Origin of the sequence: Paenibacillus sp. CFBP 13594 (assembly GCF_014842675.1) — a bacterium.
Taxonomy (GTDB): Bacteria; Bacillota; Bacilli; order Paenibacillales; family Paenibacillaceae; genus Paenibacillus; species Paenibacillus amylolyticus_B.
Window position 1 is genome coordinate 593,481 of sequence record NZ_JACYVQ010000001.1, and the last position, 19,732, is coordinate 613,212.

Consider the following 19,732-nt stretch of genomic DNA (forward strand, 5'->3'; position numbering starts at 1 on the left):
TAGACAGACACAGATAGGGGAGATTGGCATGGGAACGATCCTGCTGAAAGGCGCACAGCTTGTGACGATGAATGCAGAGGAAGAAGTGTTCATTGGAGATCTATTGATCGAGGATAACAAAATCAAGGAGATTGCAACGCATATCGATGTTCAGGCTGACCAGGTCATTGATGCTCGCGGCAAAGTGCTGCTACCGGGCTTCATCCAGACGCATATTCATCTGTGTCAAACCTTGTTCCGTGGACGTGCGGACGATCTGGAACTGATGGATTGGCTCCGTCAACGGATCTGGCCGCTGGAAGCAGCGCATGATGAGGAGTCCGTGTATTATTCAGCAATGCTCGGACTTGGCGAATTGATCTCCAGCGGAACCACGACGATTCTGGATATGGAGACGGTACATCACACGGACTCGGCGTTTCAGGCGATGGCACAGAGCGGCATCCGGGTCATCTCCGGCAAGGTGATGATGGATCATGGAGACGAGGTTCCGGAACCTCTGCGTGAGAATACAGCAACTTCGCTGCAACAGAGTGTGGATCTGCTGGAGAAATGGAACGGGTTTGGCGGAGGTCGCATTCAATATGCGTTCTGTCCACGCTTTGTTGTATCGTGTACCGAAGAATTGCTGATAGAGGTACGCGACCTGTCCAATAAATATCATGTCAAAGTCCACACCCATGCCTCCGAGAATCGCGGAGAGATCGAACTGGTAGAACACGAACGCGGAATGCGTAACATCGTATACCTCGATCATATTGGTCTGGCTACCCCAAGATTGGTGCTGGCCCACTGTGTATGGCTGAGTGAGGAAGAGAAAGAGATCATCCGCAAGCGCGGAGTCAAAGTCACTCACTGTCCTGGATCGAATATGAAGCTTTCCTCCGGAGTAGCGGATATTCCGGATCTGCTGAATCGTCAGATCGCGGTTGGGATCGGGGCTGATGGTGCGGCGTGTAACAACAATCTGGATATGTTTCAGGAGATGCGCCTCACAGCGCTGATGCAGAAGATTCCTCATGGTCCAACGGTGATGGATGCCCGGACCGTATTGCGCATGGCTACCATGGGTGGTGCGGAGGTGCTCGGCTTGTCGAAGGAAATTGGCAGTCTCGAAGTGGGCAAAAAGGCAGATATGTTACTGCTGGATCTGGATGATTTTCACACGTACCCTTCTTATGAGACGGATGTCTATTCACGCGTGGTCTATTCCGCAACACGTAGTTGTGTGGACACCGTAATTATCGATGGCAGCATTGTACTAAAGAATCGCAAGATTCAGACAATTGATCGTGGTATTGTGCTGCGTGAGTCGGATAAAAGCATTGCGAGATTGATGAAGCGCATCTGATCGAAGGAAACGTATGCAATTCAGAAAGGATGGAGACCGATATGGAAATGCATGATCTGTGTACAATCGCAGCCCGTGAAATGCGCTGTGTGCTCGCAACAGCGATCAAGGTAGAGGGTCATGCTTACCGTAAGCAGGGAGTCTCTATGCTGTTGACCGAGGAGGGCCAAATGTATGGCAGTATCAGTCCGGGATGCCTGGAGAGTGATCTTCAGGCCCGGGTGAGCCATGTGCTGGATACAAACCAGATGGAATTCGCGGAGTACGACATGCGTCCCGAGGATGATCTGTCCTGGGGGGAGACGATTGGCTGCGGCGGACTCGTTGTTGTGTTGCTTGAACCAGTGTGTGGTGAACTCCGATCTACGTTGCAGAAGATGCATGAGTGTTTGCAATCCGGCGCTGCAACAGCGTTAACCCGAACGTTCCAAGATGATTACACAAGGGTTCAATATGGATGGAAACGGATTGAGCCTACGGAAAAAGGGCACCAGCCAGTCTTGCGTCCTTCGCTCGTCCCCCCTCATGATCGTGTGGCATATTATAATCTAACTTCATTGCAGGTTGATGTACAACACAGCAGTGGGAATATCAAGCATGAACATATGGCATTAACACAACATTCTCGCGATATACCTCGCCTTACGCTTGTGCCTGAAAGGGTACCTGCTGCGTCAAACGGATCTCACTCTTCCCCTCCGTCCGGTGATTCACAACATATCTCTGATGTTGATGCTGAAATAGCGACAAACAACACGGTTTCAACGAATCCCTGGGGCCTTCCGCAACAACTGACTTCGCTGTACACGCCTAAACCTCGCCTGATTATCATCGGAGCCGGAAATGATGTTTTTCCTGTTGCCAGACTCGCCCGGTCCGCAGGATTCCGTGTAGTGGTAGCTGATTGGCGAGAGTCCTTATGCACTTCGGAACGATTCCCTGAAACCGAACTCGTACTGGGTTTCCCATGTGAGATCATGCCTCTGTTAAAGGTAACCAAAGGGGATTATTTGATATTGATGAGTCACAACTTCCCCCGCGAACGTGAACTGTTGGAGATGTTAGTGGACTGTGAGTATGCGTATCTTGGGATCATGGGTTCCAAAACACGAACAGCCCGTCTGCTGGATGGTTTACCACCGTTGAAATATGTACATTCTCCCGTTGGTTTGAGCATCGGGGCGGACGGTCCCGAACAGATCGCCATCAGCATTGCAGCGGAATTGATCGCATGTAAACATAAGGTTTCTTCCTTGAGTTCCGAGGTGGGGCAGAAGGGAAGCGTTGCACATGCGAATGACGGGCATAGTTCTGGCAGCAGGTAAGAGTTGTCGCCTTGGTCGGGATAAACTCTCGGTTGTCATGCCAGACGGGAGGTCACTGGCTGCATGGTCACTGGAAGCTGCGCTGAATTCGGAGCTGGATCAAGTGGTCTGTGTGGTCAAACCGGAAGATTCGTTGGCATGGCTGCCTGTAAAATGGATTGATTCTGCCACTTATGCCTATCATCCCACAGCGAGACTTCGAATTGTTGTCTGTGCAGACTATGCTTTTGGTATGGCGAATTCTCTTCATTCTGGCGTGTTGTCGGCCATGGAGTACAAACCGGAGGGCATTCTCATGTTGCTGGGGGATCAGCCTTTATTAAAAGCGCAGGATATTAATCGGGTGACCACAGCACTGGCTACCCACAAGCTGAGTGACTATGTCGCAGCTACCGACGGTGAGGGAGGCAAGCCGCCCGTTGCTTTTCGCTCCCATATGTTCGGTCCTCTGTTGTCTCTGCATGGAGATGAGGGGGCACGCAAGATTATGCGCAGCGCTAATTATTCAGGAGTACATGTACCACTGTCTGAGACGAGTTTCTGGGACGCGGATACAGAACCGGAATTGGAACGCATTTTGAATCATGTATATGAATCGGGGCAGGCAGACTATATAACAGGAGAAGATTAATGACTATGAATAATTTAATTATATGATCAGGTCAACCTGGCAGTCTGGTTGGCCTGTTTGTCTTCTTTTCACGCATGGGGAAAGAGAGTTTACGTTAGTTTTCGATAGATCATGATGCATCAAGCACAAATGGAACACAGGTTTTATACATTTATCCAAAACGATGTGAAGGTAATTGACGTTGCTGCTGAACTCTCATATGATTTGAAGAATTATCTGATCAGACGGTTGAATTTCCTGCCCAAGGAAGAGAGAGAAAGGGGATGCAGCGATGGTAACACCGGCATACGGTTCTGGAGCCATTCCATCGGTATGGCAGCCTGAGAATCTGCAAGAACTGCAAACGTTAAGAAGTAGACTGAAGGAAATTTGTTGTTTCACGGCAGGCGGAACATTGCTGCGAACCCAGTGGGAGGGCGGCTTGGTTCCAGCGCCTGAACACATGATTAGCCTGGCTCGTATTCCTGAAATGAGTGGTATATCTACTCGTGGAGATGAGATCGTCATTGGCGCAATGACCCGATTAAAGGAATGTGCTGCACAAACGTTGCTGCGTCAACTGCCGATTCTGCAAGAAGCGGTGAATGCAATTGCTGCCCCTTCCATTCGAAATGTGGCAACCATTGGCGGGAACATTGTGTCCGGAGTGGGTGATACACTGACTGCTTTGCTTGTATATGATGCAAAGTTGCACTGGTTGACGGATAGCGGAATCGAGACCCGCAGTGTGTCTTCCTGGCTTCAGGGTGGACGGGATGGCAGCCGTAATCCAGGGGACGTATTAATCTCGATTCATATCCCGATGAGACCGTCCTCTCTGCTTGATGTGGACAGTGGGCACAAGCCTGCTGCACGAGAAGTTTCCTTTTACCGCAAGTTGGGTCGACGGGAGACGTTCAGTGCATCGCTGGTGACTGTTGCGTTATACGGTGAAATTGATTCGGATCATCGCTGGACCAAGATTGCGATTGCTGCAGGCGGGGGCTCAGGCATGGCGATGCGACTTCTGGAGTCGGAACAACAGCTTCTTGGTAGCGAAGCTTCTGTCATGCAAGCGGCGACTCTCGCAACTGCTGTGGCTGACGAATTTACGACGTATGGCGATGCATTTGCAACGGAACATTATCGTAAGCAGACCGCAGGCAACATGCTGGGCGCCGGGCTATGGCAGGCACTTCACGAATAGATGAATGGGATCAAACAAAGGGGGAGAGGGATCATGCTGCTGAATCGGAAACAGAGCGGGAAACGCTGGCACCTGCGGCCAGATGGGGCACCCAAAGTAACAGGTCAGCTTCAATATCTGACGGATATGACGCTACCTGACATGATTCATGGCAGAGTATTGCGAAGCGAATATCCTTATGCTCGTATACTGTCTATAGATACTTCGGAAGCTGAGGCGTTGGAAGGTGTCTATGCGGTTTTGACCTCCAAAGATGTGCCTGGTCTGAATCGTTTTGGCATAGCGACCCCGGATCAGCCTGTGTTTTGTGAGGATATTGTACGTTATGTCGGTGACGCCATTGCAGCGGTTGCTGCGGATTCTCCGGAACGTGCGGCACTTGCGCTGGACGCGATTCGCGTAGAGTATGAGGAACTCACTCCGCTGAATAGTACAGACGCTGCCTTGGCTCCCGGAGCACCAGAGCTGCATGAGCATGGACCAGGTAATGTGCTGCATCGGACGGAAATCAAACGTGGAGACGCCGAGCAAGCCTTTGCCACGTGTGATCATATCGTGACAGAGACGTATTATACGCCTCGTCAGATGCATGCGTACATGGAGACAGAAGGTGGCCTGTTTGTCCCGGATGAAGAGGGAAGGCTGAATGTATACGCGGCAACGCAACATGGCTATAAAGATCGGATGCAGCTTGCGCGCATTATTGGCTGTCCTGAAGAAGACATTCGGGTGGTGTCTTCACCGATTGGTGGTTCATTTGGCGGAAAAGATGAACTAAATGTACAGCCTTATGGTGCACTGCTGGCCTTGAAATGCGGACGTCCTGTGAAAATGCATAATTCTCGTAAAGAATCCGTACGTGCAGGGCTGAAACGTCACCCAATGAAGATTGAAATGCAGACCGGTATGAGTCGAGAAGGTATCATACAAGCGCATCGTGTCCGTATTACAGCAGATACGGGAGCGTATGCCACCCTGGGTGCACCCGTGCTGAACTTCTGTACCGAACATTGCCTTGGACCATACGCCATTCCGAATGTGGATGTGGAAGGTGTGTCTGTGTATACGAATAATGGATTGTCGGGTGAGTTTCGCGGATTTGGTGGGAACCAGGCGATTTTTGCCATGGAAGGCCAGATGGATCGGCTTGCAGAGATCATGAACATGGACCCTTGGGAGTTCCGCAGGCGTAATATGAGGGAAAAGAATGATCCCGGACCTTTGAATCAACGCATTCTGGTTACGGATGGACTGTCCCAAGTATGGGAGGCTTTGGATCGCTCCGAACTGTGGCAAAAACATCAGCATCCCCCGACAGATCCTACTTTGCCGCCGTGGATCAAGCGCGGTGTGGGAGCAGCGATTGCCATGCACGGTGCAGGGCTGGGTTACGGCATTCCAGACCCTGCGGGAGGCCGTCTGGCCCTGAATAACGAAGGCAAGATTGAGGTGGCGTTCAGCTACGAGGAATTCGGTCAGGGGCTCATTGCAACGCTGGAAATTATGTTATGTGATCTATTCCAATGCAGTACATCGGATCTCAGTATCATCATTGGAGATACGGATCGTGTGCCTCACAGCGGATCAAGCACAGCTTCACGTTCAACAACGATGGCATGGATGGCTCTTCAACGCTTGCAGACTCCATTTCGTTCCCGTGTTCTCGATGTCGCGTCTGAAATGTCCGGCGTTCCGGCAGATGAACTGGTGACAGGGCCTGGGGGAATATGGCGCAAAGGCCAGCTTCCTGCCGAAACTTCAGAAGTAGAAACAGATGTGCAAGGGACAGGAAAGAGTGAGAAGGAAGTAACATTGGCCCTGGAAGGCGTAAAACAAACGTCTGCTATAGGGAATGAAAGTGATCAAACTGCTGAAAGTTATTTAGGTTTATCTCAACACCTGGTGAAAGAGAGTGTCTCATCAGGCTTTGTGGTTTCGTATGCTGAACTCGCAACGCAGGGCGAAGCCGATGAATGGATTTTCGATACAAAGTTTGATTACCCAACTACGCCAGACAACGTGGTAGGCGGGCATTATTTGTATACGTATGCAGCGGTTGCGGCAGAGGTGGAAGTAAATACATTGACCGGAGAAACCAAGCTGCTGGATACGCGCCATGTTGTTGCGGCAGGTCCAGTTATCAACCCTATGGGCTATATCGGACAGATTGAAGGCGGCAGTGTCATGGCGCTTGGATTCACATTGACCGAGGATGCGGTCATGCAGGACAGCCGTTATGTAACCACTAACCTCGACACGTATCTGATCCCAACCATTCAGGATATTCATACCAATCTGGAGGTTGAAGCTATTGAAGACTTACCCGAAGGGGATGCGTTTGGACCGAGGGGGATCGGTGAGATTGGTTCCGTAGCGCTTGCGCCAGCCATTACTGCTGCAATACATCAGGCGACAGGCGTATGGATTAACCGTCTTCCTGTACCGAGGGAACAACTGGTCAGACCTTTAAATGTACCTTTGCAGGAAGGAGTGAGTCCATCATGAATAAGCCACTTGAGAATCACTGGACAGCCGTTGTGAATGGTGAACATAAACATCTGGAGATTGCGCAAACGACCCGACTTGTCGATGTGCTTCGGACTCATTTGCAACTGACGGGTACCAAAGTATCCTGCGAAGTTGGTCGCTGCGGCTCATGTATGGTTCTAATGGATGGAGAGCCCGTGAATTCCTGTCTTGTCATGGCTTATCAATGTGAAGGCAGTGACATTATGACCATTGAAGGTCTGCATGGCGAGGAGAAAGGCACCCTGCATCCGATTCAACAAGCTTTTGTGGAGGAAGGTGGCTTCCAGTGCGGCTACTGTACTCCGGGCATGGTGATCTCAACCAAAGCATTACTGGATGCACATCCTGAGCCTTCTCAAGAACAGATTGAAACGGGGTTGTGCGGGAATCTGTGTCGTTGTACCGGCTATGGTGGCATTATTCGGGCGGTACGCAAGGCAGGGGAACGCTGTGTGATAAAGGAGACGTCTGCCGAGGAAACCGTTAGTTGAGTTGGTGCGCAGGACGTAGATATAGCAAGGGCAATTGAAGAAACGTTCTTTGAAAAAGCATCCGATCCAGGAATGCTTTTTTTTGTTTTTATAGGTTTTCTGCCAAGTACAATCATCTAATGTGAGATGAAGTTCTAGGCCCAAATCTGGTTAGATAATGAACCGTTTTCGATTTTCATCACTATTGGTGAGACGATGGAGTAATGACATTCAAAGTACTGGTACAAAAGAATTTCCAACATTCGTATTCACCATATATTTACAAATATTGGCATGCGTGCTATGTTTAAAATGAAAGCGCCATCATGAATGGGTTCATTGACATTTCATTATCATATTTCACTTGGGAAGGAAGATGGAATTGATGAAAAATTTGCTCAAAAAGGCAACCGCAATGATGCTGGCATTGGTCCTACTGCTTGGATTAATGATAGCGCCCGTTCATGCAGACACACCATTGTTCACCATCGAAAGCGAAGATGCGCAGCTCACCCCGGATCTTCAAGTGGTTACTTCAATCTATGGACAACCCAAGCCCGGATTCTCAGGGGCCGGATTTGTCTGGATGCAGAACTCTGGCACATTAACCTTCACAGTTACTGTCCCGGAAACCGGCATGTACGCAATCTCCACACGATATATGCAGGAGCTCAGTGCAGATGGCAGGTCACAAAATTTAATCGTGAATGGTGTTACGAAAGGTGCGTACATGCTGCCTTACACGACAACATGGTCAGACTTCGATTTTGGCTTTCACAAGCTGAATCAGGGTGACAATACGATTGAGCTGAAGGCTGGCTGGGGCTTCGCGTATTTTGATACTTTTACAGTGGATCATGCTGATCTGGATCCCCTGAATGTGCAGCCAGTTCTCACTGATCCTGAAGCTACACCGGAAACTCAAATTTTGATGAATTATTTAACGGAGGTATACGGAAACAACATTATTTCTGGTCAGCAAGAGATCTACGGAGGAGGGAATGACGGAGATACAGAGCTTGAATTCGAGTGGATTCATGATTTGACCGGAAAGTATCCGGCTATCCGTGGCTTTGATCTGATGAACTATAATCCGTTGTATGGTTGGGAGGACGGCACAACCGATCGCATGATTGATTGGGTGAATAACCGTGAAGGTATTGCAACAGCTTCCTGGCATATCAATGTGCCTCGTAATTTCAATACGTATGAGCTTGGGGACTTTGTGGATTGGAAAGAAGCTACGTACAAGCCAACCGAAACGAATTTTAATACATCAAATGCGGTAATTCCCGGTACGAAAGAGTATCAATACGTGATGATGACCATCGAGGATCTGGCCGAACAATTGCTGATTTTGCAAGATAACGATGTGCCAGTGCTTTTCCGTCCGTATCATGAAGCAGAAGGCAACGGCGGGCTGAACGGGGAAGGTGCTTGGTTCTGGTGGGCTTCGGCAGGCGCAGAAGTGTACAAAGAGCTATGGGATCTGCTTTATACCGAATTGACCGAGACGTATGGCTTGCACAATCTGATCTGGACCTACAACAGTTACGTATACAGCACTTCTCCTGCCTGGTATCCGGGCGATGATCAGGTAGATCTTGTCGGATATGATAAATACAATACGATCTACAACCGTTATGACGGTTTGTCTGGCGTACCAAATGAGGATGCAATTACCTCGATTTTCTATAAGCTTGTTGAGTTGACGGGCGGTACAAAAATGGTAGCGATGACGGAGAACGACACGATTCCAAGCGTGAAAAATCTGACAGAGGAGAAGTCAGGATGGCTGTACTTCTGTCCTTGGTATGGCGAGCATCTGATGAGTTCTGCATTTAATTACCCGGCAACACTGAAAACGCTTTATCAAAGTGATTATGTCATTACGTTGGATGAGCTGCCAAATCTAAAGGTTAACAATCCCAACCCCAGTGCATCCATCACACCTGGAAACTTTGAATTTGACAAATACACACCCAATCAAAGCGATAAAACCGTAACCGTGAATGCAAACGGCAATACGCTAACTGCTCTCCGGGCAGGCAACAATGCGTTGACCGCAACGACAGACTATACCTTGAACGGAAGCACATTGCTGCTGAAAAAAGCTTATCTGGCGACACTGCCAGTTGGTGAGCATTCGATTGTTCTGGATTTTATTCAAGGTCAGGACCCTGTGTTAAAAGTCAAAATTGTGGATTCAACACCGGGTACAAATGCTGTGATTTCTCCTGTGAATGCAACATTTGATAAAGCGACGAATTCCGCACAGGATATTTCCGTATCTCTCACCTTAAACGGTCGTCAACTTACAAGCATCAAAAAGGGGAATGTTACACTTGTAGCGGGTCAGAATTATACAGCATCCAGCTCTGCTGTTGTTCTGAACAAATCCTATCTTGCCACGCTTCCGCTGGGCCAGAACGTATTGACCTTTCACTTCAATGGAGGAAATGACGCTGTGCTAACGGTGAACGTCGTAGATAGCACCGTTACTGTCCCAGCAGGGGATTTGACGATTCAAGCTTTTAACGGCAATACAATTGCATCCACCAACGGAATTTCACCCAAATTCAAATTGGTCAACTCAGGCAATTCGGCTATTCCGTTAAGTGATGTAAAACTCCGGTATTACTATACAATTGACGGGGAGGAAGCTCAGAGTTTCTGGTCCGACTGGGCCAGTATGGGCAGCACAAATGTAACGAGCCAATTCGTTAAACTGGCGACTCCAGTTGCCGGAGCGGATCATTATCTTGAAGTGGGCTTTACAAGTGCAGCGGGATCACTGAATGCGGGCCAGAGCGCAGAGGTTCAAACTCGCTTTTCCAAAAACAATTGGACGAATTACACACAGACTAATGATTACTCGTTTAAGGCATCTGGTAGTCAGTTCGCAAACCATGATAAGGTCACCGGGTATGTGAACGGTCAGTTGGTATGGGGAATTGAGCCGTAAAGGTAGGTAGCACGTTTAATGGGCTGGATCAGGGGTTGAACCTCTGATTCAGCCTTTTTATGGTGTAGAAGGTGTACACCGATTAGACGGAATGTTCTTTATCACTTCTAGTATGTGACGATGTATCCATGTCTGTTCATATGCGATCTATTATCTTTTTCGTATGGCCCAAAATGAACTGAAGAAGTACACCTGCACAACATACGGTTATCAACGTTCCAAGCCCGATCGGTCCACTGAGCAGAAACGCCAGAATTAAAAATACAAGGTAAATGAATGTTCTCGATACAAATAAGGGAGTTCGAGTGATTTCATGCAAAATTAATGTTAAGCGGTCAATCGGAATGGGTGCAAAATTGGTCTGTAAATAAATTGCCGTGCCGATACTTATGATCACTAAACCAATGACAAAAGTCATTAATTTGCTGTACCAAACTTCGGGTGTGATCAAGGAATCAGATACATAAAGCCAGATATCAATCCCGACACCAGTAATGAATGCGGTGACGAGTCCCAAAAACTCGGGTTTTTGCTGCTGCAAAAGCGAATTACATCCAATTAATAGGAAAGCAATGATGACCTCCCAGCTACCTACACTTAGCCCTATATGATGTGACAGCCCTACCAGAAGTGCATCAAACGGTGAGGTACCCAATTCAGATTGGATGGTAAGGGAAATGCCAAGTGTTAAGATGAGAATACCTGCGACAAAAAGTACATATTTCAAATTCATTCAACCTCTTTTTTAATATTATGTTGCAAATACAACAAAATTGAGCTAAATTCAATGTAACCCTTTTTTATTGCATTTGCAACAAACGATTAACTTGTTAAAGGAATGTGAATATAGATGACGATTCGTATAGAGAGATGTACCATTGAACATGTATGTGAACTGCAGGAGATTAGTTATGAGACGTTTAATGAAACGTTTAAAGCGCAAAATTCACCCGAAAATATGAAAGCTTATCTGGAAAAGGCGTTTAATCGGGAGCAATTGGAAACGGAACTGTCCATGGCGGATTCGCAATTTCTTTTTATTTATGTCAACAATCAAGTTGCTGGGTACATGAAGGTGAATATCAATGATGCGCAGTCTGAGAAGATGAGCGTGGAATCCCTTGAGATCGAGCGGGTGTACATCAAAAAAGAGTTCCAAAAACATGGCCTTGGTAAAGTGCTGCTCCATAAAGCCATAGCGATGGCAAAAGAACATCACAAAACAAATATTTGGTTAGGTGTGTGGGAGAAAAATGAAAATGCTATCGCCTTTTATGAAAAGATGGGGTTTGTACAGACAGGAGCCCATGCTTTTTACATGGGAGATGAGGAACAGATTGATTTGATAATGACCAAAACGATATTGTAACTGGATCATCGAGGGAAAAGCTTGGGAGAAAAATGCTATTGAGCAGAATTCTTTCGGGCTTTTTTATGTTTTGCCAGAACCGTTGAATCATAAAATGAAGAAATTGACGAATATTAATACATAATAAATATTATGTAAACTTATTATTTTCGATGACCTTCATAAGCTGCATCTATGGCTTTAGTAAAAGTTAAAGGCCTGATTAATACATAACTGGCAGTATAATTTTGCTCAATAATCGTGAAGGTAACAGGCTGATCTCAAGGATCGTCAATATAATTTATTAGTTTATTTCTACGTTTGGACAGTCAGCCGAAAATCGTTTTCGTTTGTAGTCTGTTAGATAAGGTTAAGTCTTAACAATCAGAATATAAGTTGTATATACCTCATGTTAAAAGAACTTTTTGCACGTGAAACGGACGTGTTAATCCACCATGTTGAATTATTTAGTTTTCGAGCGGAAAATGGAAAATAAAATTAATATTTCAAGTAAGAAATCAGGAGGATTGGACTCTTAAAACCAGCCGAAAAAAGGAGCAGAATCAATCAAAATATTAATTGGATAAATAAGGTATGAATCGTTCGAAAGGCGCTACTACGCCTTTTATAGATCAATTTCATATGGATTTGCGATGGATTTAGTACCGCTTTCACGTTATGCTTTTGGAAATTGGAAAGGAAGTGGGAAAAATGGAACGCGAACTGGCGTTGGAAATTGTCAGAGTAACAGAATTGGCTGCGTTAGCTTCAGCACCCTGGATGGGACGAGGCGACAAGAACAGTGCAGATGAAGCGGCTACTTTGGCCATGCGCGCCATGTTCGATTCCGTGTCCATTCGCGGCACGGTGGTAATCGGTGAAGGAGAAATGGATGAAGCCCCCATGTTGTACATCGGCGAGGAAGTGGGCAACGCTGAGGGGCCTGAGGTTGACGTGGCTGTAGACCCGCTCGAAGGTACAGAAATCGTGGCCAAAGGACTAAACAACGCTCTATCGGTTATTGCAGTGGCGGGAAAAGGTAACCTGCTCCACGCACCGGACATGTATATGGAGAAACTTGCGGTAGGGCCTGCGCTTGTAGGCAAGGTCAGCATTGAAGACCCGGTTGAAGTCACACTGGAGAAAGCCGCTGCCGCATTGAACAAAAACATCTCGGATCTGACAGTGATGATTCTGGATCGTGTGCGCCATGAGAGCACAATTAAGACTCTACGCAAGGTCGGTGTACGGATCAAGTTCCTCAGTGACGGTGATGTTGCTGGGGCGATGGCACCGGCCTTCCCGGAGGCGGGTATCGATCTCTATGTCGGATCTGGAGGAGCGCCAGAAGGTGTGCTGGCTGCTGCAGCGCTATCTTGCCTTGGGGGTGAGATTCAAGGTCGTCTGATGCCTGCCAACGCAGACGAATTCCAACGTTGCTTGCAGATGGGAATTGATAATCCTTACAAAGTGTTAACGATGCAGGATATGATCGGCACAGAGGATGTCATTTTTGCTGCAACAGGTGTGACGCCAGGTGAGATTCTGGGAGGGGTACGGTATCTTGCGGATGATCGGGCTGAGACGGATTCGATTGTCATGCGTGCCAAAACGAAGACCATTCGATTCATTCGTTCCCAACACTTCCTGCCTAACAAAGAAGTGCTGCACAAAGTAAGACAGCTTCAATCCACGCCTGAACCATCGGACCGCATTCCGAATCTTGTGAAAACGATGGAGCAGGCTGAGTTTAGTCAATCCTCCGTTGATCTTGGCGTTACAACGACGTTGTGAGCTGCACTCCCCATTAATTGTAGCAGCAACCGTAATCGTTGTAGTGTGTTTGATAAGTAACTTGGACCCCCTAAGGTTACAGGGTGCTCGGATTCAATGAAAGTACCATCTCTGGCAAGATAATAATGAGGGCTTGGATTAACCCGAGCTCTCGTTATTTTTTGTTTAAAGCATTGACAACGGTTACATGGCATGAGAAAATGTACGCGCGTACATAAATATCGATTTTTAGTTATTACATCATTTATAGGTGAGCTAGAAGGGGGTGAAATTCATGGCATCTCGTAAAGAAGTGGCTGATCTTGCGGGTGTTTCCGAGGCAACGGTCTCCCGGGTGCTTAATGGGGTAGGTCCTATTAAAGAAGAGACACGCCGCAAGGTTCTTGAAGCTTCTGAACAGTTAGGCTATGTGCCCAGCGCTCTTGCTCGCAGTTTTGCCAGAAGTAAAAGCGGGAACCTTGGCGTGGTATTACCTTATGTTCCGAAGGCGCATCTGTTCTCGGCGTATTTTTTCTCGGAAATGCTGAGTGGGATTGGAAGCAAAGCCAGAGACAATGGCATGGATCTGTTGGTTATGTTCCGGACACCGGGTGAAGTGATGAATTATACGGATCTGTTCCGGCGTCAGAAGGTGGACGCTTGCATTATCCTTGGTGCCCGAGATGAACATGAAGAACTGGCAGCCATGCAGCAGCTTCACCAGGAAGGACACCCGTTCTGTGTCATGAATCAGCATTTTGCGGGCCAATCGTTTACGGAAGTGGATGCGGATCATGTGGAAGGCAGCAGGCTTGCCATACGCCATCTGACGGATCAGGGGTATCGCAAAATCGCTTTTCTCAATGGTCCAGACAGCTATTCCAACAGCCAGGAGCGAATGGAAGGTGTCCGTCTTGGTCTCCAAGAAGCAGGTATGGAACTGGACCCGAGTCTATTGCTTGAGGGAAATTATAGCAGACGAAGCGGCATTGAGGCGGCAGCGATTGTAGCAGATCGCCTACATGAGATTGATGCTGTATTTGCGGCCAATGACCGGATGGCCATTGGTGTCATGCATGGTTTGCGTGAGCGGGGAATAGGGCCTGCGGATTTTCCGGCATTTGTGGGTTATGACGACTCCGATGCCGCCGAGATGGCGGTTCCGCCGCTGAGTAGCGTCAGGGTTCCATTTTTTGAGATGGGTGAACTTGCAGTATCGAAGCTTATGCATGGGTCTGTGGGTGAGACGCATCAAGAGAATAACCCTGTTCCAGCGGTAACCGAATCAGCGAGAGCGTTGTTGCCTACCGAACTGATCATCCGTGCTTCTTCTATCCGTCGATAGTTTATTGGTACACATATTGAAAGAATTTTTATTATTCCAAAGGAGGAAATGACCATGTCAAATCGTCTTCGTGTCGGAATGGTTGGATACAAGTTTATGGGGAAGGCCCACAGTAATGCCTATCGCAGTCTGCCGATGTTTTTCCCGTCTGCTCCGCTGCAGCCTGAGATGTCTGTGATCTGTGGACGTAACGAGCAGGGAGTGCAGGAGGCAGCGAATCAGTTCGGCTGGTCCGAAAGTGTAACAGATTGGCGCGAACTGGTGAAGCGGGATGATATCGATCTGATTGATATTAACGCCCCAAGTGATGCCCACAAGGAAATTGCGTTGGAAGCAGCCCGTCAGGGCAAGCACCTTTTTTGTGAGAAACCACTGGCTCTGTCCCTCGCGGATTCGCGTGAGATGCTTCAGGCAGCAGAGGAGGCCGGAGTCGCACATATGGTCGGGTTCAACTACCGTTTCTCACCAGCGGTACAATTGGCGAAGGATCTGGTGGAGAGCGGACGACTGGGTAAGATCTATCATTTCCGTGCTTTTTTCTTGCAGGACTGGATCATGGACCCTTCGTTCCCGCTGGTATGGCGTTTGCAAAAAGAAGTGGCTGGCTCTGGTTCCCATGGGGATCTGGGCGCGCACTTAATCGATCTGGCTCGTTTCCTTGTTGGTGAATTCCAGGAAGTCATCGGCATGAGCGAAACATTTATCAAAGAACGACCACTTGCAGCAGAGATGACCGGGCTGAGTGCAAAGGGCAGTTCGAATGCGGATGCACCGAAAGGAGAAGTGACCGTCGACGATGCTACGTTGTTCCTGGCACGATTCGCAGGAGGGGCGCTGGGCAGCTTCGAAGCTACACGTTTTGCAGCGGGGCATCGCAGTACGAACTCGTTTGAGATTAATGGCAGTCTCGGCAGTGTACGGTTTGATTTTGAGCGGATGAACGAACTGGAAGTATATTTTACAAAGGATGAAGAGGACGTACAGGGATTCCGTCGTGTACTGGCAACCGATCCGGCACACAAGTATTCCGAAGCCTGGTGGCCTGCCGGACATACGATTGGATTCGAGCACACGTTCACGCATGAAATGCTGGAGTTGGTAACTGCGATCTCTGAAGGACGACAACCATCACCGAGTTTCCACGATGGGGTCGCCTGTCAGGCTGTACTGGAAGCGGTAGAACGTTCGGTGACGGAGCGACGCTGGGTGACACTTGAAGAGATGTAAGTGAGCAAGCAAGGCGGAGGAAGTCAGGATTAGCGTTGAGCACAACTAAACTAGTTGAAAGCGAGTGAATAAACGATGAGTAAAGCACTGATTGTATGGGGCGGCTGGGATGGACATGAACCGGAGCAGGTAGCAGCGATTTTTGAGCGTATTTTGAAGGAAGAGCAGTTTGAGGTTGAAGTCTCGAATACGTTGGAGTCTTATGCGGATGCAGAGAAGCTGATGGGTCTGGATCTGATCGTGCCCTTGTGGACGATGGGACAAATTGAGCAGGAATTGGTCAATAACGTATCTGCGGCTGTTCAGAGCGGTGTGGGCTTGGCTGGTATTCATGGCGGGATGTGTGATGCCTTCCGAAATAACGTAGACTGGCAGTTTATGACGGGTGGACAATGGGTTGCTCATCCAGGTAACGATGGTGTTGAGTATGTGGTGAACATGAAGCGTGGCTCTAGCCCGTTACTGGATCATATTGAAGATTTTCAGGTAAAAAGTGAACAGTACTACCTGCACGTAGACCCGGCAGTGGAAGTATTGGCAACAACTCGGTTCCCAGTGGTGACTGGTCCGCATGCAGCGAATGGACCCGTAGATATGCCTGTTGTCTGGACGAAACGATGGGGTGCAGGGCGGGTATTCTACAACTCACTGGGACACCATGCAGACATTGTAGACATGAAACCCGTGACAGAAATGATGCGCAGTGGTTTCAAATGGACAGCAGCAGGCAAAGAGCTTGCCAAGAGTCGAGTAAGTGCAGCAACCGAAGTGTATACAGGTATGGCGGACAATCAGAACTAATGAGATTGTAGTTTGATCGTAAACGTAACTTCAGTGTCAACCATTCATCCTCAATGGATAAACCATTTCTGATCCACGGCGAAGGGAGCCCCAAGCATGAAAAAAATGAAAGTAGGCATTATTGGCTGCGGTAAAATCAGCGGTATTTATATGGAAAATTGTCACCGGTTCGAGGTGCTGGAACTTGTTGCTGTTGCGGATCTTGATCGGAAACGTGCAGAGGAGCAGGCTGCAGCCTATAACGTGCCAAACGTATACAGCGTGGATGAAATCTTGGCTGATCCTGAGATTGAGCTGATCATCAACCTGACGATTCCTTCCGTTCATGCGGATGTATGCTTGCGGGCGCTTGAATCAGGCAAACATGTCTATGTGGAAAAACCACTCGCTGTTACCCGTGAAGAAGGGCAGGCTGTGCTCGAAACAGCGAAGCGTAAAGGATTGCTCGTGGGCTGCGCGCCAGAGACTTTCTTTGGTTCAGGTATCCAGACTTCACTTCAATTGGTGGAAGAAGGGGTAATCGGCAAGCCGGTTGCGGCAACCGCATTTATGATGAGCCGTGGTCATGAACACTGGCACCCAGATCCGGAGTTTTATTACGCATCAGGCGGTGGGCCAATGTTTGACATGGGTCCGTACTACCTCACGGCATTGGTTCAACTGATGGGACCGATCAAGTCCATTGCGGGCATGACAGGTAAAGCCATGGAAGAACGGACGATTACGAGTGAGAAAAAGAGAGGCCAAGTGGTTCCCGTCGAAATTCCAACTCACGTTACGGGTCTGTTGCAGTTTGAGCAGGGTGCCATTGGCACGCTAATTACGAGCTTTGACGTATTTGGCGGAAGTGCACTGCCACCGATTGAGATATACGGCACGCATGGCACATTGCAGGTACCTGATCCCAACACCTTCGGCGGTCCGGTTCGTTACCGCTTGCTGGGTGAACATGAATGGACGGAAGTTCCGCTTCTCCCAGGATATCAGGAAAATACACGTGGCATCGGTGTGGCAGATATGGCCTATGCAGCCCAAAGTGGACGTGCACACCGTGCGAGCGGGGAACTGGCATACCACGTACTTGAGGCCATGTGGGCATTCCATGATTCATCAGATGAGCAGACGTTTTACCAAATGAAAAGCTCGTGTCAGCGCCCGGCTGCATTGCCGGTGGATCTGCCATTGTATACATTGGATAAATAAGATAGCCATTATGGCTTATATCATGGCGAACAGCCCCTTTCCTTCGAACACGGAAAGGGGCTGTTTTTATTAAATTTAAGAAAAATTGGAGATAACAGCGATCGGAAGGTTGTTCGGTAATTGGAGTGTCCAGTGTATATATTCTTTAATTCAACTTATATAGCCATTTAGGGCTCAAATCCCGCCTGACTGATCCAGATCTCATCCTCGGCAAAAACGTTTTTCATCCGCTGAACAACAGTCTGATACGCATCTGGATGATACCAGTGCTCCATCCCCACTTCTTGATAGAGCGACTCCAGGCCGAGTCGCCGGGTGCGCTTGCCCTCACTGCCATCGCCCATGAAATAATCGTCAATGCATACACGCTGAACCAGAGGTCTCAAGATGGCTGCAAACTGTTCACTGCTGGGTAATACGGGAGCGATCGCAACTTGTGTTGGTATTCCGGCATCCCGCAACTGTTCCAATGCACGTAATCGGCCTGCAATCGGGGGAGCGGAAGGACTGAAATGTTTGCGCATATCGTCCAGATCCGTCTCCACAGTCATACTAACCCGAACCCGGTCACCTAACTGCAGTAGCAGATCTATATCCCGGGTAACGAGTGGACTGCGGGTTTGGACTAATACAAAATCGGGCGGATGCTGTACCATCGTTTCAAGTAATGAACGCGTGATACACTCCTTGTACTCAGCGGGTTGATACGGGTCTGTACTGGATGACATGAACAGCGTGACTTTGCCTTTCGCCAGGGCACGCTGCAATTCTTTGGCGAACACTCGGGAGGCCTCCTGTTTCACATCCACCCAGCTCCCCCAATCCTCTTTGCGAAATAAGGAGACAGGCATCTGTCTGACATAACAATAGGAACAACCGAAGGCGCAGCCTGTGTAAGGATTCAACGTATGTGTATATCCATTAAGGAAGCCTGTTCCTTTGTTCAGTAACGTTTTGGGTATTTTGTAAGAAAGGTTGGTTTTCATAAGTTCTCATGCCTTTCGCGGTAGTGTGCAGGTGTGAGACCTGTGTGTTTGCGAAATACAGTAATGAAATAAGCTGAGTTAGGTATACCGACATGGCGGCCAATATCGGTGACGGTAAGTCCGGTATGTTCAAGCAACTTCCGGGCTTCGGTCATTCGTTTATCCTGAATATATTGAACCGGTGTGCGACCTGTAATCCGCTTGAACACACGATGCAGATGATAAGGACTGCCATGACTTACAGTGGCAAGGACATCCAAGGTTAGAGGTTCGGCGTAATGATGTTCGATGTAATCCGTGATCCCGTATATCCACTCCTGATCAGGTACCCGCTCGCCTGTTGGTTTACAACGTTTGCAGGGTCTGAACTTTCGTGCCAACGCTTCTTCAACATGTTGAAATATCAGCACATTTTCAGCTTTGGGTGCTCTGGACTTACAGGAAGGTCGGCAGAAAATACCCGTTGTCTGCACACCGTAAAAGAACGTTCCATCATAAGAATTATCGTTGTTGATGATGGCATGCCAGTATTTTTCATCTATCGATTCGGGCAGTATGCGATCTTGATCTGGACTTTTCACGGTGATCACCT

17 protein-coding genes are annotated in these 19,732 nt (G+C 48.2%); 14 read left to right on the forward strand and 3 right to left on the reverse strand.

The annotated features are described in order from the left end of the window. Positions 1-28: 28 nt before the first annotated feature. The 8 genes from IFU39_RS02825 to IFU39_RS02860 all read left to right on the forward strand — a co-directional run bounded on the left by IFU39_RS02825 (position 29) and on the right by IFU39_RS02860 (position 10,457). Positions 29-1,351 (forward strand): 5'-deoxyadenosine deaminase, encoded by a 1,323-nt coding sequence (locus IFU39_RS02825; RefSeq protein WP_091019519.1) that lies wholly within the window; start codon positions 29-31, stop codon positions 1,349-1,351. 41 nt (positions 1,352-1,392) lie between these two features. Continuing rightward, on the forward strand, positions 1,393-2,676 hold the full coding sequence (locus IFU39_RS02830) for an XdhC family protein (protein ID WP_091019516.1): 1,284 nt from the start codon (positions 1,393-1,395) through the stop codon (positions 2,674-2,676). Continuing rightward, positions 2,648-3,307 (forward strand): nucleotidyltransferase family protein, encoded by a 660-nt coding sequence (locus IFU39_RS02835; protein WP_192131158.1) that lies wholly within the window; start codon positions 2,648-2,650, stop codon positions 3,305-3,307. The genes IFU39_RS02830 and IFU39_RS02835 overlap by 29 nt, the downstream gene beginning before the upstream one ends. 111 nt (positions 3,308-3,418) lie before the next feature. Next, entirely contained in the window at positions 3,419-3,631 is a 213-nt protein-coding gene (locus tag IFU39_RS02840) for a hypothetical protein (protein ID WP_192131160.1), read from the forward strand. Continuing rightward, positions 3,579-4,493 (forward strand): FAD binding domain-containing protein, encoded by a 915-nt coding sequence (locus tag IFU39_RS02845; RefSeq protein ID WP_091019513.1) that lies wholly within the window; start codon positions 3,579-3,581, stop codon positions 4,491-4,493. The genes IFU39_RS02840 and IFU39_RS02845 overlap by 53 nt, the downstream gene beginning before the upstream one ends. 33 nt (positions 4,494-4,526) lie before the next feature. Further along, entirely contained in the window at positions 4,527-6,998 is a 2,472-nt protein-coding gene (locus tag IFU39_RS02850; protein ID WP_091019512.1) for a molybdopterin cofactor-binding domain-containing protein, read from the forward strand. Then, positions 6,995-7,513, forward strand: coding sequence for a (2Fe-2S)-binding protein (locus IFU39_RS02855; protein WP_091019510.1), 519 nt, complete (start codon positions 6,995-6,997; stop codon positions 7,511-7,513). The genes IFU39_RS02850 and IFU39_RS02855 overlap by 4 nt, the downstream gene beginning before the upstream one ends. 364 nt (positions 7,514-7,877) lie before the next feature. Then, entirely contained in the window at positions 7,878-10,457 is a 2,580-nt protein-coding gene (locus tag IFU39_RS02860; protein ID WP_192131162.1) for a X2-like carbohydrate binding domain-containing protein, read from the forward strand. 136 nt (positions 10,458-10,593) lie between these two features. On the opposite strand, the gene IFU39_RS02865 is transcribed toward IFU39_RS02860, so the two are convergent. After that, positions 10,594-11,184, reverse strand: coding sequence for a YczE/YyaS/YitT family protein (locus tag IFU39_RS02865; RefSeq protein WP_192131164.1), 591 nt, complete (start codon positions 11,182-11,184; stop codon positions 10,594-10,596). Between the two features lie 123 nt (positions 11,185-11,307). Between IFU39_RS02865 and IFU39_RS02870 the strand changes: the two genes are divergently transcribed. The 6 genes from IFU39_RS02870 to IFU39_RS02895 all read left to right on the forward strand — a co-directional run bounded on the left by IFU39_RS02870 (position 11,308) and on the right by IFU39_RS02895 (position 18,154). Continuing rightward, positions 11,308-11,826, forward strand: a complete 519-nt coding sequence (locus IFU39_RS02870; protein WP_091019507.1) for a GNAT family N-acetyltransferase — start codon at positions 11,308-11,310, stop codon at positions 11,824-11,826. 690 nt (positions 11,827-12,516) lie between these two features. Further along, entirely contained in the window at positions 12,517-13,599 is a 1,083-nt protein-coding gene (gene glpX / locus IFU39_RS02875) for a class II fructose-bisphosphatase (RefSeq protein WP_091019505.1), read from the forward strand. Between the two features lie 274 nt (positions 13,600-13,873). Next, positions 13,874-14,923, forward strand: a complete 1,050-nt coding sequence (locus tag IFU39_RS02880; RefSeq protein WP_192131166.1) for a LacI family DNA-binding transcriptional regulator — start codon at positions 13,874-13,876, stop codon at positions 14,921-14,923. A 54-nt stretch (positions 14,924-14,977) separates the two neighbouring features. After that, the gene (locus tag IFU39_RS02885) at positions 14,978-16,150 is read left to right on the forward strand and encodes a Gfo/Idh/MocA family protein (protein WP_091019501.1); all 1,173 of its coding nucleotides are present in this window, start codon (positions 14,978-14,980) and stop codon (positions 16,148-16,150) included. 75 nt (positions 16,151-16,225) lie between these two features. Further along, positions 16,226-16,951: a ThuA domain-containing protein gene (locus IFU39_RS02890; protein ID WP_192131168.1), complete on the forward strand. Its 726-nt coding sequence runs from the start codon at positions 16,226-16,228 to the stop codon at positions 16,949-16,951. Positions 16,952-17,047: 96 nt separating this feature from the next. After that, a complete protein-coding gene (locus IFU39_RS02895; protein WP_091019500.1) occupies positions 17,048-18,154 on the forward strand; it encodes a Gfo/Idh/MocA family protein in 1,107 nt (368 codons plus the stop codon). 167 nt (positions 18,155-18,321) lie between these two features. Here the strand turns inward: IFU39_RS02895 and IFU39_RS02900 are convergent, their stop codons facing one another. Continuing rightward, complete coding sequence (locus IFU39_RS02900; protein ID WP_192131170.1) at positions 18,322-19,140, reverse strand: SPL family radical SAM protein; 819 nt, start codon at positions 19,138-19,140, stop codon at positions 18,322-18,324. Continuing rightward, entirely contained in the window at positions 19,137-19,721 is a 585-nt protein-coding gene (locus IFU39_RS02905) for an Ada metal-binding domain-containing protein (RefSeq protein WP_192131172.1), read from the reverse strand. Before IFU39_RS02905 ends, IFU39_RS02900 begins: the two co-directional genes overlap by 4 nt. Positions 19,722-19,732 lie beyond the last annotated feature (11 nt).